17 protein-coding genes and 2 pseudogenes are annotated in these 15,398 nt (G+C 45.6%); 11 read left to right on the plus strand and 8 right to left on the minus strand.

All coding sequences use genetic code 11. The annotated features are described in order from the left end of the window. Positions 1 to 361 precede the first annotated feature (361 nt). Positions 362 to 745: a DUF4346 domain-containing protein gene (locus tag F6J94_RS08685; protein WP_293039129.1), complete on the plus strand. Its 384-nt coding sequence runs from the start codon at positions 362 to 364 to the stop codon at positions 743 to 745. Between the two features lie 88 nt (positions 746 to 833). Here F6J94_RS08685 and F6J94_RS08690 read toward each other — a convergent pair. After that, positions 834 to 1,640, minus strand: a pseudogene (locus tag F6J94_RS08690) (glycerophosphodiester phosphodiesterase). Between the two features lie 63 nt (positions 1,641 to 1,703). Here F6J94_RS08690 and F6J94_RS08695 point away from each other — a divergent pair. Then, positions 1,704 to 1,880 carry a hypothetical protein gene (locus F6J94_RS08695; protein WP_293039109.1) on the plus strand — a complete coding sequence of 59 codons (177 nt, stop codon included), beginning with the start codon at positions 1,704 to 1,706 and terminating at the stop codon, positions 1,878 to 1,880. Between the two features lie 60 nt (positions 1,881 to 1,940). Here the strand turns inward: F6J94_RS08695 and F6J94_RS08700 are convergent, their stop codons facing one another. From F6J94_RS08700 to F6J94_RS08710, 3 genes are all read right to left on the minus strand, one after another. Beyond that, a complete protein-coding gene (locus tag F6J94_RS08700; RefSeq protein ID WP_293039112.1) occupies positions 1,941 to 3,398 on the minus strand; it encodes a S8 family serine peptidase in 1,458 nt (485 codons plus the stop codon). Positions 3,399 to 3,773: 375 nt separating this feature from the next. Beyond that, positions 3,774 to 4,085: a hypothetical protein gene (locus tag F6J94_RS08705; protein ID WP_293024100.1), complete on the minus strand. Its 312-nt coding sequence runs from the start codon at positions 4,083 to 4,085 to the stop codon at positions 3,774 to 3,776. Between the two features lie 190 nt (positions 4,086 to 4,275). After that, the gene (locus F6J94_RS08710; protein WP_293024103.1) at positions 4,276 to 4,446 is read right to left on the minus strand and encodes a hypothetical protein; all 171 of its coding nucleotides are present in this window, start codon (positions 4,444 to 4,446) and stop codon (positions 4,276 to 4,278) included. Positions 4,447 to 4,678: 232 nt separating this feature from the next. Between F6J94_RS08710 and F6J94_RS08715 the strand changes: the two genes are divergently transcribed. From F6J94_RS08715 to F6J94_RS08725, 3 genes are all read left to right on the plus strand, one after another. Beyond that, positions 4,679 to 4,846 carry a hypothetical protein gene (locus F6J94_RS08715; protein ID WP_293024107.1) on the plus strand — a complete coding sequence of 56 codons (168 nt, stop codon included), beginning with the start codon at positions 4,679 to 4,681 and terminating at the stop codon, positions 4,844 to 4,846. Between the two features lie 110 nt (positions 4,847 to 4,956). After that, a complete protein-coding gene (locus F6J94_RS08720; protein ID WP_293024109.1) occupies positions 4,957 to 5,079 on the plus strand; it encodes a hypothetical protein in 123 nt (40 codons plus the stop codon). A gap of 16 nt (positions 5,080 to 5,095) precedes the next feature. Next, entirely contained in the window at positions 5,096 to 5,833 is a 738-nt protein-coding gene (locus F6J94_RS08725; protein WP_293024112.1) for a PEP-CTERM sorting domain-containing protein, read from the plus strand. A gap of 359 nt (positions 5,834 to 6,192) precedes the next feature. Here the strand turns inward: F6J94_RS08725 and F6J94_RS08730 are convergent, their stop codons facing one another. Together F6J94_RS08730 and F6J94_RS08735 are read right to left on the minus strand one after the other, a co-directional pair. Then, on the minus strand, positions 6,193 to 6,741 hold the full coding sequence (locus F6J94_RS08730) for a ComEA family DNA-binding protein (protein WP_293024115.1): 549 nt from the start codon (positions 6,739 to 6,741) through the stop codon (positions 6,193 to 6,195). A 5-nt stretch (positions 6,742 to 6,746) separates the two neighbouring features. Further along, entirely contained in the window at positions 6,747 to 7,142 is a 396-nt protein-coding gene (locus F6J94_RS08735) for an NINE protein (RefSeq protein WP_071105854.1), read from the minus strand. Between the two features lie 353 nt (positions 7,143 to 7,495). On the opposite strand from F6J94_RS08735, the pseudogene F6J94_RS34190 reads away from it, so the two are divergent. Further along, a pseudogene (locus F6J94_RS34190) lies at positions 7,496 to 7,600 on the plus strand (pentapeptide repeat-containing protein); the annotation flags it as partial. Between the two features lie 130 nt (positions 7,601 to 7,730). Beyond that, positions 7,731 to 8,054, plus strand: a complete 324-nt coding sequence (locus F6J94_RS08745) for a DUF1825 family protein (RefSeq protein WP_070394592.1) — start codon at positions 7,731 to 7,733, stop codon at positions 8,052 to 8,054. A 120-nt stretch (positions 8,055 to 8,174) separates the two neighbouring features. Here the strand turns inward: F6J94_RS08745 and F6J94_RS08750 are convergent, their stop codons facing one another. Beyond that, complete coding sequence (locus F6J94_RS08750; protein ID WP_364305648.1) at positions 8,175 to 9,986, minus strand: penicillin-binding protein 1A; 1,812 nt, start codon at positions 9,984 to 9,986, stop codon at positions 8,175 to 8,177. A 682-nt stretch (positions 9,987 to 10,668) separates the two neighbouring features. Here F6J94_RS08750 and tyrS point away from each other — a divergent pair. The 3 genes from tyrS to F6J94_RS08765 all read left to right on the plus strand — a co-directional run bounded on the left by tyrS (position 10,669) and on the right by F6J94_RS08765 (position 13,770). Beyond that, entirely contained in the window at positions 10,669 to 11,901 is a 1,233-nt protein-coding gene (tyrS, locus tag F6J94_RS08755) for a tyrosine--tRNA ligase (protein WP_293039118.1), read from the plus strand. 170 nt (positions 11,902 to 12,071) lie between these two features. Next, complete coding sequence (pyrF, locus tag F6J94_RS08760) at positions 12,072 to 12,791, plus strand: orotidine-5'-phosphate decarboxylase (RefSeq protein ID WP_293039132.1); 720 nt, start codon at positions 12,072 to 12,074, stop codon at positions 12,789 to 12,791. Between the two features lie 10 nt (positions 12,792 to 12,801). After that, positions 12,802 to 13,770, plus strand: coding sequence for a hypothetical protein (locus F6J94_RS08765; RefSeq protein WP_293039121.1), 969 nt, complete (start codon positions 12,802 to 12,804; stop codon positions 13,768 to 13,770). Between the two features lie 309 nt (positions 13,771 to 14,079). Here F6J94_RS08765 and F6J94_RS08770 read toward each other — a convergent pair whose 3' ends face one another. Beyond that, on the minus strand, positions 14,080 to 14,292 hold the full coding sequence (locus F6J94_RS08770) for a helix-turn-helix transcriptional regulator (RefSeq protein WP_008185208.1): 213 nt from the start codon (positions 14,290 to 14,292) through the stop codon (positions 14,080 to 14,082). A 335-nt stretch (positions 14,293 to 14,627) separates the two neighbouring features. On the opposite strand from F6J94_RS08770, the gene F6J94_RS08775 reads away from it, so the two are divergent. Further along, on the plus strand, positions 14,628 to 15,398 hold a 771-nt coding region (locus F6J94_RS08775), incomplete at its 3' end, for a peptide ABC transporter substrate-binding protein (RefSeq protein ID WP_293039126.1).

Here is a 15,398-nt window from a genome sequence, read left to right on the forward strand (position 1 = left end):
CTCTACTATACTAAATCTGGATTGATTTGGCTTATAGTTTTTGCCGAGAGGGTTTGTGGCCTTTTCACTCGTTGCTCAGAATCTTAGATATATTACACCATGGCTGGGTAACCCCAAGGTACAACACTACCACTAGGGTTAACTATTTAATTCCCAAGCTCTACTATACTAAATCTAGAGTAAGTATGGCCGTGAAATTTATCAACTTTTTTAAGTAACTGACCAAGTAACTCCTCACACCTCCCACACCTGCTGCGTCCCGCTGTGTTTCCCTGTTATCCTCATCTCTGAGCTTGTCTAATTGTTCTGTTAACGTTATAATATTGGGATTTGCCATCAGCTTTAGCCCTTGACCGTTCCCATGATGATCACTGCCCAAAACATTACTGCTATTGATGAAAAGCTCTCCCAACGCTTTATTGAACTCGATCCAGAGGGCTACTTTATTATTTACATAGACCGAGATGCAAGTCTGATCTGTGCCGAACACTACAGTAACAAAATTAATGACAAAGGGTTAGCAGTTGATCCAGAAACCGGAGAACCATTTCCCTGCGATGTTAAATTAAACCGTACTCCCACCGCTATTTTCAAAGGTAGGACAGCCAAGGAACTAGGCATGAAAATTACCGAAGAAACTAAACCCTGTCCTTTGAGTCGTTTCGATCACGCCCTTTACCTAGGACGAGAATTTGTAAGAGCCGAGATAGCTCTGATCAATGGCGAAGAGTATATTCAAGATTAGTGAATAGGTTCGTAAGCTATCAGCGTGTCGCGTATCAGCTAATGCGCTACGCGCACGCTACTTGAGGTGCTTATGCGCTATGGGCAAGCTACACCGAACACTTTTGAATAACAGAGGTAAGCATTCGTTTAATCTGAGTTAAGTCTGCTGACCGCTGACCGCTGACCGCTGACCGCTGACCGCTGATAGCTAATAGCTGACGAGCTAAGTCAGGTTTGTCGGTAATTATACCATGTATCCGATTATCATTTAGAAGCTCTCCAATCATTTTTTGATCATTTACAGTCCAAACAAAAACCGGTTTGTCCTGTTTAGCAGCAATTTCCAATAAACCAAATTTTAACGTTTCCCACTGTAGTGCTAGGATATCGGGGGTAAGTCTGATCAGTTTCTGAAACACCCAAATTCCCAAAAGTCTGAGTAATATAATCAGAAAATTATTCTTTTTTTTGCTTAATAACAATCCCGTTTTAACCGTAGGGTAATTCAAGTTTATCCATCTTAACGATGAAACATTAAATGATAAAATAACAAAGTCATCTATTTTGATATATCCCATTACTAAGGCCATGACTTTTTCTTCATAGCCTTCTTCTTTTAATTAAACCGCTAGTTTAATTTTGTTACGAGTCAGTCTTAAAATTTCCTCAACCGTAGGAACTCTAAACCCTTGCTGACCAGCAATGCGATTTATTTCAGCAAACCTTAACTGACTGATAGCTTGATTAGCTATCATTGGATCATGATGGGAAATCAATACCCCATCTTTAGTTATTCTGACATCAAATTCGATAAAGTCAGCCCCAAGTTCAATCGCTTTCTCATAAGCTTCAATAGTATTTTCTTTGGCACAATTAGAAGCCCCACGATGGGCGATTATCTTATTAGTCAGCATATGTAGCAAAGGGAACAGGGAGTAGGGAACAGGGAGCAGGGGAAGAGAGGGAAGTGTGGGGAGATGGGGAGATGGGGAGATGGGGAGATGGGGAGATGGGGAGATGGGGAGGTGGGGAGATGGGAATATAGGGATATATGGGATTTATGGGAGTGTGGTGATATTCCCGACTCCCAATTCCCGACTCCCAATTCCCGACTCCCGATTCCCGATTCCCGATTCCCGATTCCCGACTTCTGACTTCTGACTTCTGACTCCCTAAAATCTCAAATATACCTCACCTATTTGAGAACCACTATTTCATCGAGGTGCTGGCAAGTCATGAACATTGCGGATGGTCACGGAGCGAGCTAACTTATAGGCTGCATAGGAATCCACCAAACCGGAGCCAGTTGCTCCATCGTGTCCCTCTCCTGCTGGTTGACCATGGAAGCTTTTGCCCAGCTTAACATCTCGCGCTGATGCCCGTAGAATCTGCTTAATCAGGGATGGAGACAGACCAGGTTGCACCTGCTTAAGCAAGGCACAAACACCCGCTACTTGGGGAGAAGCAGCACTAGTACCGCTGATCACTGCCCAGCCATCATCAGTAGCCGTTTCGTCCTGATTCGGATACTGACCACCGCCCAAGCCTCGGTCAATTTCGTCCCCTGGTTCAACGGGCAACATGATATAGGCAGCCCGGGGTTGCATTCCCACCAGTCCACAAAGATCAGGGACGTGGCGTCCTGGATAAATTTGGCTATCAAAGCTACTGGCGTAGTTGGAAGCTTCTAACCGAAAGTCATTGCCCTCAACAGTATCGTGGGCATAGACTCCACCCACAGAAATCACTTCCGGCATCTGACCAGGAAATCCATAGTGTCCGTTACCAGCAGAGAAACAGACAGTAATACCACGCTCTTTGACTGCTTCAATAACTGCTGCCTCTAGGGGCTTGAGGAAATTCGGTAGAGGCCCTTCTGGAATACTGAAGCCCCAGCTGTTGTTCATCACCGCTGGATGTAAATCCGATGCCATCTTAAAGGCCAGGGTGGGGTTACTCCCCATTTTGACACCAATAAAGTCAATATCCGGTGCATTGGAAAAAATATTTGCTGCTTCAGCGGTGCCATGACCACTCTCATCCCGCTCCACGTTTTTAGCATCTGGTGCCAGGGTTGCCTGGTAGTTGTAGCCATGCCACTCGTAAAAGGGATGCTTGTAGAATCCAGTGTCTACCATTGCTACTAAAACGCCTTTACCGGTTACCCCGACTTTGTGGACAGGGGTCGAGCGACATACCATAGCTACATCGGAGGGAACATTGAGGTGATGATAACGAACCCGTGGAGGCAGTGGCGACTCAAATAAAATGGGTGGACGTTGGGGATAAGCGCGCTCTATCAACCCAAATAGCTCTTGGGGAATGGTAAAGGGAGCACCAGCAACATGGCGCAAGAAGGTCACTTCTCCCAGTTGAGGATGAGCCTCGCTAATGAGTTGGCTATCCCGTTCAACTCGGGTGCTAAAGACCCGTTCCCACAGTTCCCGTGGTCCATCAGCACTAATGGAAAAGGTTCCGATTTGCTGGACGCGAAAGCCAAGGGATTGTAAAATATTTGCAGCTTGAATGCCCCGTCCAGGGGGTGGAGCAAATTGTTGAAGATTCTCCGGTTGGAGGTAGGTGTCAGTGGCGAACATGGACTGGCCACTTTCTGATACGAGAATGGCTTCAAAGGAAACTCGCTCAACTCCCGTCTGTAGTTGTTGTATCATAATTCTCCTGTTAGTTAAATCCTAGTTAGATCAGCGGTTGATGACTATCGCTGTCTTTCTTGATCAACAAACCAAGTTGTTTTACTTCTTTGGTTTACTTCTTTAGTTTGGTATCTGTGATCACATATTGACGTCACCCTCGTGGGTACTTTTGTTTTGTTCGGCTTTAGTTTAAAATTTTATTGGCAACTTTTTACTATTGAACATTTGACCATAGAAAACTAGAGGCACGATACAGTAAAGGCACGACCCGATCGTCCCTCTAGCCTGGACAATGTTCGGATTATCGTTAACTGGATTGGCCGTTGGCCACGCTACGCGATGAAGCGAACGCGCCCCGCGTGGCCAACGGCCTCAGCTTCCGCGCTTGAGCGATCAGAAAAATTCTGGGGGTTCTACAAACATCACCCCAGTTACCAAGGTTTGTAGTTGCTCAGGAATTTGTAGATTGTCAACCGCAGCTTTGGGATAGGTAACCTCACTGCCATCTATCTCCTGGATCAGGGTTTTCTGCTGTGGTTGGAAGGAAACATTGAAAGTTGATTCCCACAGGGATTGCGGGGCTTGTACACTGATAGTCGGTCCAATGTGCAGTATCCGAAAGCCAAGCTGTTGTAGAGCTAAAGCAGCTTGTCTAGAGTGGTTGGGGGATGACTGAATTTCTGCTGAAATCGTGTTTTCCGGCATAGAACCCCTCCGATGGAAAGTCTGGCGTCGTGGATTTTTGGTTAAGGGCGACCCATTCGAGCCAGTAATTCGGGCAAGTAAGTAATTCGGGCAAGGAATTAATGGCTGAAACCCTAGGTTTTATCTGCTTTTGCTTCGCCCTCCCATAGGATAACCTAGAGTTTCCCTCAATTAAGCTTCACTTGTCAAGCTATATCGCTACGCCCAAAGAATCGGGAATCGGGAATCGGGAATCGGGAATCGGGAATCGGGAATTGGGAATCGGGAATCGGGGGAAGAGTGTGGTTAGAGGGGCGGGGGCGCGTGGGTAGAGGGGGGAGGGAAGAAGTAGTTTTCGATAATTTGGTATAGTTAACACCATTGTCTTGATGCAGTCCCTGATCGGGACTTGATCTGATTGGGTTAGAAGTGGCTCCTTGATAGTCCTGAATAGGACGGAAAAAATCCAGGGGCTCTTTTCTTATGATTAGAGATTAGCTCCGGGTCAGGAAATCAAGTTTGGAGCCAGTTGAAAGGTGATGGTATTTTTTTTATTGCTATGAATTTACAGCAGTTGTCAATTGGGTGAGGTACAGATTCCTGAGGTGCGACCCGTGGCGAATTTAATTCTTAATGGTAAGAGCGTACCTAAGGTTTTAGGGAACAGGGAACAGCGGATCACCGGAACAGAGAAGTCGGAAGTGGGAAGAGGGAAAAAATCCTGTGTACCTCAGGTGCGACCCGTGGCGAATTTAATAATTAGATCCGGAAAGCGCACCTAATAGTTATGAAAAACGCTGTATACAAAAATAATACAAAAGTTATACGTTAGCACTAACGCGATCGCAACCATCAGATTGGCAGACTATAAATATCAGTTAATTTACTGAAAGTGATTTTACTGATAGCTCAGGCTATGATTGGCCGTTGGCCACGCTACGCGAACGAGTTAGTCAAACAATTAGTCAACCAATTAGTTACAGACTCAAGTCAATTAATTAATTTATTCAAATAACTAGGGCGTCTAAAAAATGAAAATAACTAAATTTTTAAGCAGTGGATTAGTTTTAGGGTCTATAGTTTTGGGAGCAGTAGGAGAAGCCCAGGCAGCTGATATCCTCAAGTCCTGGTTAGCCGATGAAGCTCATATCTACCCAGAAGACACTGATTTGTCAGGACACGCTTTCTGGTTTCCTGAGTTGGACTCAGGGAGGTTTGTATTTGACACTTCAGGTATCTTTAATGAATACAATGATGGGACTGCTAATTTGTTGGGTACCATCGTTTCCGAGTTAGATGATACTAAAAAATGGGACGTTGATATTTGGTTCAATAGCACACCAGAACCTTGGGGAGGACCGAAAAAGGAACTACCAAAGTCTGAATACGTAGAAAAAGGTGGCCCCGTCGATACTAGTACTTGGTACTACTATAACATGGATGAAACTCGGGCTACCTTAACTGGCCTAGGTTTCTACGATGGCAAGGAACTGAATCTTTACCAAAAACCTGAAAATGGTAAATACGCCTTCCAGGTTGGGGTTGGAGCTAATGGCAAAAACACTAACTTTGGTATGTCTGGCTGGCTAGGTGCTACGGGTTCTTTTACTCTTACCAAGGCTGATATTAATGTTGATATAACTGCCAATCCTGGAGATCCTTCCAATTCTAAACCTGTTCCTGAACCCATGACAATGGGCTTGTTTAGCCTAAGCTTACTGGGATTAAGCTTGACTTCATTAAAGCGCAAGTCTAAGGAATTGGTCTAACCTAAAACTTTGAAAGATTACCGGATTTTTTCGTCGGCATAGCTGATTCAACCACTTCTGTGTAGGAACTAGACCACTCTTTAGTAGTCTGTTCCTTTTTTGTTTTTTGTGGTAAGCATATGCGCTACGCGCAGGCTACGCCAACAGCTATCAGCTGTCAGCTGTCAGTCGTCAGTTGTCAGTTGTCAGTTGTCAGTTGTCAGTTGTCAGTTGTCAGTTGTCAGTTGTGACTTCGCCACTGACAAGTTTCCAGTTTCTAGTTTCTAGTTTCTAGTTTCTAGTTTTAAGTGACTCCCAACCAAGAAGGATAAGTAGTCAACTGGATAGGATCTCAAACTAGTAAGCTCAAACTAATAATCTCAAAAGATTAAATAGTACATTAACTCAGATGTCAGCTGAGGATTAAGCTCAAGGCGTCGTTGAAGGTCAGCTAAATTACGGTATGGGCCACCATCAAAGCGATTTTGCATGATCGCTCTAGCTAAAAACAAGTCCACTGCTGGAATTTTCGTCAACTGTTCTAGAGATGCAGTGTTAGGGTTGACTAGCTGAGGCGTTACTAAACTCTCCGCATCGTAGTAACAAAACCTCAAAATTGGTTGCAAGGGTGTCAGACGTTGTACTGACCAACCTAGGGCAGCGGCCAAATCTTCTAAGCAACAAAATTGCACACCGCTGCTGGTGAGTTCAAAAAGCGATCGCGCTTGATGGATAGATATCCCTGGCAATCTCAGCCAGTCATCCACACCAGCTTGATTCACATCAATGGTGAGCCCCAATTTGGCAGCTACAGCAATTTCTTCTGTAGATTGTAGCCGATAGTAGGGGTCACGCTTTAGCCTCTGCTGAATTGATTGCTGATTCGGGTTTTGTGGAGTCTTGGGTGATAGCCAATCAAAAATTGCCATGAAACTCAAGCAATTAGGTCAAGTAATTGACGACGTTTTTGTTCAAATTCATACTCAGACACTAGTCCCTCCTGACGCAGGCTGTCTAGCTGTCTTAGGGCATCAGCAATTTCCCCTACCTTGGCCGGGTCAATCCCAGCCGATGGATTGTCTGAGGAAGATACTGTAGACTCAATACCAAGGTTAAAATTGAGGTCAAACTGATCTTGACTTTGTAGTAAATACCACACCCCCTCTATAGCACTGGCAATTCGAGGAATGGGTGTCCAACACAGGAGTAAGTACATTACTCCCCAGAAGGGTTGTCCGAGATAAAATTTGTGTAATCCACAAACGGGGATAACTACCCCACTCAAGGCCAGTAGGGAAGCGACTTTGCGGCTTTTTGGCTTGCTCAACATACTTGCTTTGACCCGCGTTGAATAGCTTGGTGGATATCCAAATACTGTCAATCCTATGTTCCTATAATAATTACTTATCTCAGAGTGGAAACTTACAGGTTACAGGTTACAGGTTGAAGGTTGAAGGTTGGCAGGTTGAAGGTTCACAGGTTACAGGTTCACAGGTTACAGGTTCACAGGTTACAGGTTCACAGGTTACAGGTTACAGGTTCACAGGTTACAGGTTCACAGGTTACAGGTTCACAGGTTACAGGTTCACAGGTTACAGTTTCCCAGTGATCGATTTGGCTTTGAGTTGTTAAGGCTTTAACCTTGAATGGTCTAACCTTCAACGGTCTAACCTTCAACGGTCTAACCTTCAACGGTCTAACCTTCAACGGTCTAACCTTCAACGGTCTAACCTTCAACGGTCTAACCTTCAACGGTCTAACCTTCAACGGTCTAACCTTGGCCAATAGGCCACGCGATCGCGAACAACCTTCAACGGACTAATACGGAAAACCGAATTTTGTCCAGGTTTAACGCTACATTAAAATGTGATTAGAAGCGGCGATTGAGTACAACCAAACCGGTTGACAGGTAAGAGCAATGGGTTTTTTTGATTCGGAAATTGTCCAAAAAGAGGCAAAACAGCTGTTTGAAGATTACCAAGACCTGATTAAATTGGGCAACGACTATGGCAAGTTTGACCGTGAAGGCAAAAAGATTTTCATCGATCAGATGGAACAGATGATGGAGCGCTATCGGATTTTTATGAAGCGCTTCGAATTATCTGATGACTTCATGGCTCAGATGACCATAGAGCAGCTCAATACTCAGTTAGGTCAGTTTGGGATCACCCCTCAGCAGATGTTTGACCAGATGAACATGACATTGGAGCGGATGAAGTCAGACGTAGAGAAACAATCGTAGTACGTTAGCCTTTGGTGGGGGTGGGGATAGATGGACATCTCCCAAGACAGCTGAGGGCTGAGAGTGCGTCAGTAGGGAGCCGCCAATCATGACGGCTGATATCCCTATTTTATCTAGAATTTATCTGGATCGAGGACGCTTAAATTTTGTGGGTCGAGGGAAGTATCTCACTGGCTCGTTCCGCAAAGCGTAAGCCATAAACCTCCGCCAGATCGGTGCGGCATAGCCACCACCTGTTACCCCTCGCCCAAGGGGTCGGTTGTTGTCTCGACCAATCCAAACTGCCGTAGCCATCTGGGGTACATATCCCACAAACCACACATCTCGCTCTGAAGAGGTTGTTCCCGTTTTACCTGCCGCCTGACGCCCGATGTGGGCAGATTTTCCGGTACCTCCGTTAATTACACCGGTTAGGGTATGGTTAAGGGAAGCAACCGCCCATTGATCTAGCACCAGCTTAGGCTTAGGGGTATTATCTAGCAGCACATTGCCTTTACTATCGGTCACTCGGACAATTAAAGTAGTGTCAGAGTGCCAGCCATTATTGGCAAAGGTAGCATAGGCTCCTGCCATTTCCAATGGTGTTACCCCAACTGACCCTAGGGGTAAGGATAACACTGGTTGCATGGGACTCTTAATCCCAAGGGTCTTAACCACATCAACGACTTTATCCAGTCCCACTCTCCTGCCAATCTTTACCGCTGGCACATTGCTCGATTGAACAATTGCGGTGCGAATGCTCATGGCACCAGAGTAGCCACCACCATAGTTTTTGGGTCTGTAATAGCCTCTACCATCTCGATAGCGCACGGGGGTATCGTAAACAGTGGAACCGGGGGCATATTTACCTGTGGCAAAGGCAGTATAGTAAACAAATGGCTTAAAGGATGACCCAGGCTGACGTCGAGCTTGAGTAGCACGGTTGAACTTGCTCTTTTCATAGCTGTACCCCCCGACTATCGCTTTCACAAAATGGGTACGGGGATCAACGGCGGCTAATGCCACTTGATTATCGTAAAGTCCACGGCGACGTAGGGTGTAATGAGCACGATTAATGATCTTTTCTGCCTGCTTTTGGAAGTAGTAGTCAACCGTGGTCTGAACTCGCATTCCGCCCTTGGTGACCGCCTCCTGACCAAATCGCTCTTTTAACTCCACGACAGCAGCTTCTGTGACGAAAGGTAATTTACTGGTCGTCCAGGAGGTACTTTTGCCAATTAACAGGGGCTGTTCCTTAGCTTCTTTTTCTTGGGCTGCTGTAATCCATCCCAAATCCCGCATCCGCCTTAAGACCACGGCTTGTCGCTCTTTAGCTTTAGAGTAGTTGCTGAAGGGACTGTATTCTTCTGGGGACTGAATTAGCCCTGCCAACATCGCTGACTCGGCTAAGGATAGCTCAGAGGCTGGCTTAACAAAGTAGCTCCGGGCAGCTGTTTCAATGCCATAGTTATTGTGACCCCAATAGATTTGATTAAGGTACAATTCCATAATCTCGTCTTTAGAGAAGATTTGCTCAACTCGGATAGCGAGTACAGCTTCAGTGATTTTGCGGCTAAAGGTGCGTTGCCGAGACAGAAACAGGTTTTTCACCAACTGCATGGTGATCGTAGAACCCCCTTCCACTACTGTCCCTTGTCTCCAGTTGACTAAGAAAGCACGACCAACGCTATTGGGGTTAACCCCATAGTGCATGTAGAAGCGACTGTCTTCTATAGCTAGTACAGCCCGCTTGAGTTGAGGGTTGATTTGGCCGAATTCGACCACTTCCCGATTTGCTTCCCCATGAAGGCTAACTAGGGGTCTACCCTTGACATCGTAAATGTAGGTTGTTTCTGTTGGTGTGTAGTTCCGGAGCATGCGCACATCTGGCAGGTTACGGAAGCTAGTCGCTAAGCCCACAAGTCCACCAGCTACAATCGAGCTAGCTAACATGGTAACCCCGAGGATAGTCCCTCCAGTTACCTGAGCCACCCCTTGCACAAACTGCAATACTTGTGAAGGCTTTCTTTTCCGATTTTTCCGATCTTGTGGTTGTGGAATAGTGCTAGATGACACGGTGATTTCATTTCCTTACTAAAGAACAGACATGTAAGCTAGGGGCTGTGCTTGGGGTGTTTTTTTGAATTTCTATAAGTACCTTTCTATAAGACAATTCCAAGGATAGGTGGGCAGAGCAGGATGACTTACAAGTCTTGAGCATCGAATTTCTTAATAATGCCAGGAGGTTATGGATAAGTGTCAAGCCCTATAAGTAAGCTTCAACTTCAGCTTCAACTACTGTAGCGATAAATAATTTTTGAATTAGGGTTAATTCCAGCCAATTCATACCTTTTTGTATTCTACGACGGTCATTTCCCGTCTTGATGCAGTCCCTGTGGCAGATGCATCCACCGATTGAACCCTCAAGAGGCTAAAGCGTGGGGGATTTAATAGCTATGTTACAAGAGTGGGCTTAATGGGCATGTCGTAAGGGTTGTCAACGGCCTTTTGTATAATAGTTAGCGGCATTTAGACATGGTGCATGGCAAGTGTCGGTCTAGCTGCTTAGAATTTGTAAACGATCCTTAAAATAAATCTAACTAACCTACTTAATTCCCAACCATAGTCCCAACCGATGTCAAATTTTGAAATCCCCCTTTCTAACGAGCTAGCTTGGCTAGACAGAGGTACCAGTGAAATTTTTCCCCTACAACCGGATTCTCAGGATCCGAGTGAAAATCTAGCTATTCGGCTCAAGCAAGCTGAGCGTCCCTTACGGGTTAAGTTAGGTATAGACCCAACCGGTGCCGATCTCCACTTAGGTCATAGTATCCCAGTCAGAAAGTTACGGGCATTCCAAGATGCTGGTCATACCGCTGTCTTAATTATTGGTGACTTTACCGCTAGAATCGGTGACCCTACTGGGAAGTCTGAGGTGCGTCGCCAGTTAACACCAGCTCAGGTCAAGGAAAATGCTGAAACTTATCTGTCACAGGTGCGCCCTATTCTAGATTTTGATACCCCAGGACGGCTAGAAATTCGCTATAACTCCGAGTGGCTTAACCAGTTGGATTTGTCTGAGATTATTGACTTGTTAGCCACTATGACCGTAGGGCAAATGCTGGCGAAGGAAGGGTTTGCTGAACGCTATCAACAACAAAATCCTATTTTCCTCCATGAGTTTCTCTACCCATTGATGCAGGGCTATGATTCTGTGGCAGTCAAGGCTGATGTGGAGTTAGGGGGAACTGACCAAAAGTTTAATATTGCCTTGGGACGGGATTTACAACGGCATTTTGGGCAATCTCCCCAGTTCGGCTTACTGCTGCCAATTTTGATTGGGACGGATGGGATACAGAAAATGTCCAAGTCTTTGGGGAATTATGTTGGCTTGTCAGATGATCCCCTGACCATGTACTCGAAGCTGGAGGGGACACCAGATGATCTGTTGGAGCAATATTTTGAGCTGTTGACTAATGTGCCATTGGATCAGCTTCCAGCACAGCCACGGGAGCAGCAAAAACAATTGGCTCTGACTATTGTGAGCCAATATCACGGTGAAGCAGCGGCAAAAGAAGCTCAGCAAGCAGCACTGAACTTAGTAAAGGGTAGCACCACTGGTACGGGGGATTCTGTGCCAGAATTTTCATTGTCTTCTGTGGAGTTTCCCGCTAAGTTGTTCTATATCCTTAAAGAGTCGGGTTTGTGCCAAAGTAGTGGCGAAGGAAGGCGACAGATTCAAGGGGGAGGTGTTAAGTTGGATGGCGATCGCATTTCAGCGGTTGACCAGACCTTTGATTCCCCTGATCAATTGGTGGGAAAGGTTTTGCAGGTGGGGAAAAAGAAGTTTGCCCGTTTAGTGAGTTGAAGGTATCAATGAAGGTTAGGAGGTTAGAAGGTTAGGAGGTTAGGAGGTTAGAAGGTTAGAAGGTTAGAAGGTTAGAAGGTTAGTAGGTTGAACGCGATCGCGTGGCCGAAAGGCCAGGGTTAGAAGGTTAGAAGGTTAGTAGGTTAGAAGGTTAGGAGGTTAGGAGGTTGATGGTTGAAGATCGGATTATTGTTCCTTTGGATGTGCCGAGCCTGGAAGATGCGATCGCATTAGTGGAACAGTTGCCTGAGGTTAGCTTTTGGAAAGTAGGTCTGGAACTGTTTGTGAGCACTGGTTCTGAGATTATTCATGCTCTCAAACATCGGCAAAAGCGGATATTTCTGGATCTTAAATTTCACGATATCCCCAATACGGTAGCTGGAGCAACAAGGGTTGCAGCCGCCTATGGTGTGGACTTAATCACCATTCATGCCGTTGCTGGTCGCAATGCTCTTAAACGAGCGGCTGAAGCGGCGGTTGAGGGAGCTTTGACAGCGGGATGTCCCCCCCCGAAGTTAATTGGTATTACTCTACTGACCAGTCTCAATTCCCGGGATTTGGCCTTTGACCTGAAAATTCCGATCGAGTTGCCCGAATTTGTCTTACAAATGGCACTACTAGCTCAAGAGTCAGGTTTGAATGGGGCAGTGTGCTCCCCCATGGAAGTATCACAGCTACGACAAGTGTGTGGTGATGATTTTCTCCTGGTTTGTCCAGGAGTACGCCCCCAATGGTCCGAACAAGGTGATCAACGACGGGCAATGACCCCAGTAGCTGCTCTACAAGCTGGTGCAGATTACCTAGTCATAGGGCGACCAATTACCGCTGCTGACGACCCAGTGGCTGCCTGGAATAGGATTTGTGAGGAATTAGCTGGTACTAGTGTATAGCTTTCAGCTGATGGGATTACTTCTCATTGCTTACTTGGGATTACAGATTAATGGGTTGAACCTTAGCAAGTTGAACCTGGAAGGTTTCCCAGAACAGTTTCAACTAGCGTTCTTTCAGAAGTTGGCAACAGGGAACAGGGAACAGGGAACAGTGGACAAGAATTCACGAAAAGCAATGCAGCGCGGTCTTGGGGGAAACCCCCACTCGCTATTGCATCAAGAACAGTATCAGAAAACTACTTTTGAAAGAGGTCTACTGTTCAACCTACCCTACTCGAACGCCAAAGCCCAACAACCAAACCACCTCCAACCTATCAACTTTCAACCTATCAACTTTCAACCTATCAACTTTCAGCCTATCAACTTTCAACCTGCCAACCTTGGCCTATTGGCCACGCTACGCGAACAATCTACTAACCTCCAACCTCCCAACCTTAACCCTTCAAAGTTCTTCCGACCTGCCAACCTTGAACCTTCACCCGATCAAACCTGTTCGGTAGAGGTGGAAACCTTAACCTCCCTATTGCTTAAGGATTTACCTAGCTATGCCAATCGAGTGATTCAGAGAGCGCGGCGCTCAGACTCGACTCTGGACAATTTCAGTTATGTCATCGTGGCAGGAAAGCCAGAGTTTGAACCTCTGCCCCTTAAGTCGTTTCAATCCACGACCGTACCTAACCCAACGGATAGCGAAGCACTTCAACAAATCTTTCTAACTACCCTAGAGCGCAAGTATTTCAAGGATAAAGCTGTAGAGCTTCAGAATTATCACTGGCTATTTTTGACCAAAAGCTCTGATGGCTGGCGCTTAGTGATGATTTTTTCCCGTATTGGTTCTGTTTCAGAAGGCAAACTTCCCACACCCCCACGGGAAAGTACTAATGGTGTTATTGGTCAAGCGGTTAAGACTTGGCTCCGGGATTGTCGTGCTGGGACAATTCGATCCTTTGAACAGAATCCCGTCAATTCCGATCCTTGAGATGGCTAAGCATTTAGCAGTGAGCAGTCAGCGGTCAGTGGTCAGCGGTCAGTGGTCAGCGGTCAGCGGTCAGCGGTCAGTGGTCAGCGGTCAGTGGTCAGCCGTCAGTAGTTAGCCGTCAGTGGTCAGCTGTCAGCTTATTTTATTCAAAAGCACCGATTGCGCATCAGCTGATAGCTGATAGCTGATAGCTGATAGCTGATAGCTGATAGCTGATAGCTGATAGCTGATAGCTGATAGCTGATAGCTGATAGCTGATAGCTGATAGCTTACGTTTAGAAAGATTTAAGACTTTAGCGCTGGTTTGCTTCACTCTTCTAAAATCTCGACTAAGTCCTGAACCATCACATCAAACGTCCTCGCTAATTTATCCATAGAAGTATAGTCAATTGTTTTTAGACCAGGACAGCGGGCATAGTGCCTTACAGTGCTGTAAATCACTCCGGAACGGTCAGAAACTTCCTTAAGTGTCCAGCCCTTTTCCTGTGCTAGTTCTCGTACTTTCAGTCTGACTAAACCCATACTTGACAATTGATGAAGTTTATAGTTTAATAGTTCAATCGAGCAAACTATGAAAAGCGATCGCCCTTAAACCATAGAATTATCTCAGGGCGATCGCATCAAAAAACCTCATGTAAAGAAACATCAAGGTAATACTACTTATATTAACAATACTTAGCAAAAAATTACCCGTAATCACCATATCTAAAATCCTAAGCATTCAGCTGATAGCTGAATGCTTATCTAAAATCAACTATAAATCCCGAGTGGTAAAAATTGGTTGGTCTAGTCAAACGTGTACGTTTTGAGGCAGAATTGCAACAATTGCGGCAAATTTATGTGAACGAGAAAAGTTGGTGGGACGATTTTTGACTAGATACTATATCCTGATTCTATTGAGTATTCTGTGTTTAACTGGCTGTAATTCCCCTGATAGTGGAGTTTTACAGTCCAACCAGGACAGTACTTTGAAGCTACTGTACTGGCAAGCACCCACTATCCTCAATCCTCATCTTTCCAATGGTTACAAGGATTCCGAAGCCAGTCGGATTACCCTGGAACCCCTGACTAGTTATGACAAAAATGGGGAGATGGTGCTGTTTTTGGCAGCAGAAGTCCCTACGGTAGAGAATGGTGGAATTGCGGCTGATGGTAAGTCGGTGACTTGGAAACTAAAGCGCAATGTAAAGTGGTCCGATGGCACCCCTTTCACCGCTGCTGATGTGGTGTTCACTTACGAATTCATCACCAATGCAGCAGTAGGCTCGACTAGTGCTAGTACCTATAAAACTATCAAAAACGTTGAAGCAATCGACGACTATACAGTCAAAGTCAACTTCAAGGATGTTAATCCAGCTTGGTTTTTAGTCTTTTCCGGTAGTGCTGGCATGATTTTGCCACGCCATTTGTACCAAGATTTCAATGGTGCCAATGCACGACAAGCACCAGCCAACTTGATGCCTGTAGGAACTGGTCCCTATCAGGTCGTAGAATTTAAGCCAGGGGATACTGTAGTTTATCAGCCAAACCCTAACTTCCGAGAAGGGGATAAACCCTATTTCGAGCGAGTAGAATTAAAAGGCGGTGGTGATGCTACCTCTGCTGCTAGAGCAGTCTTACAAACTGGT

The organism is Moorena sp. SIO1F2 (assembly GCF_010672755.1).
Taxonomy (GTDB): Bacteria; Cyanobacteriota; Cyanobacteriia; order Cyanobacteriales; family Coleofasciculaceae; genus Moorena.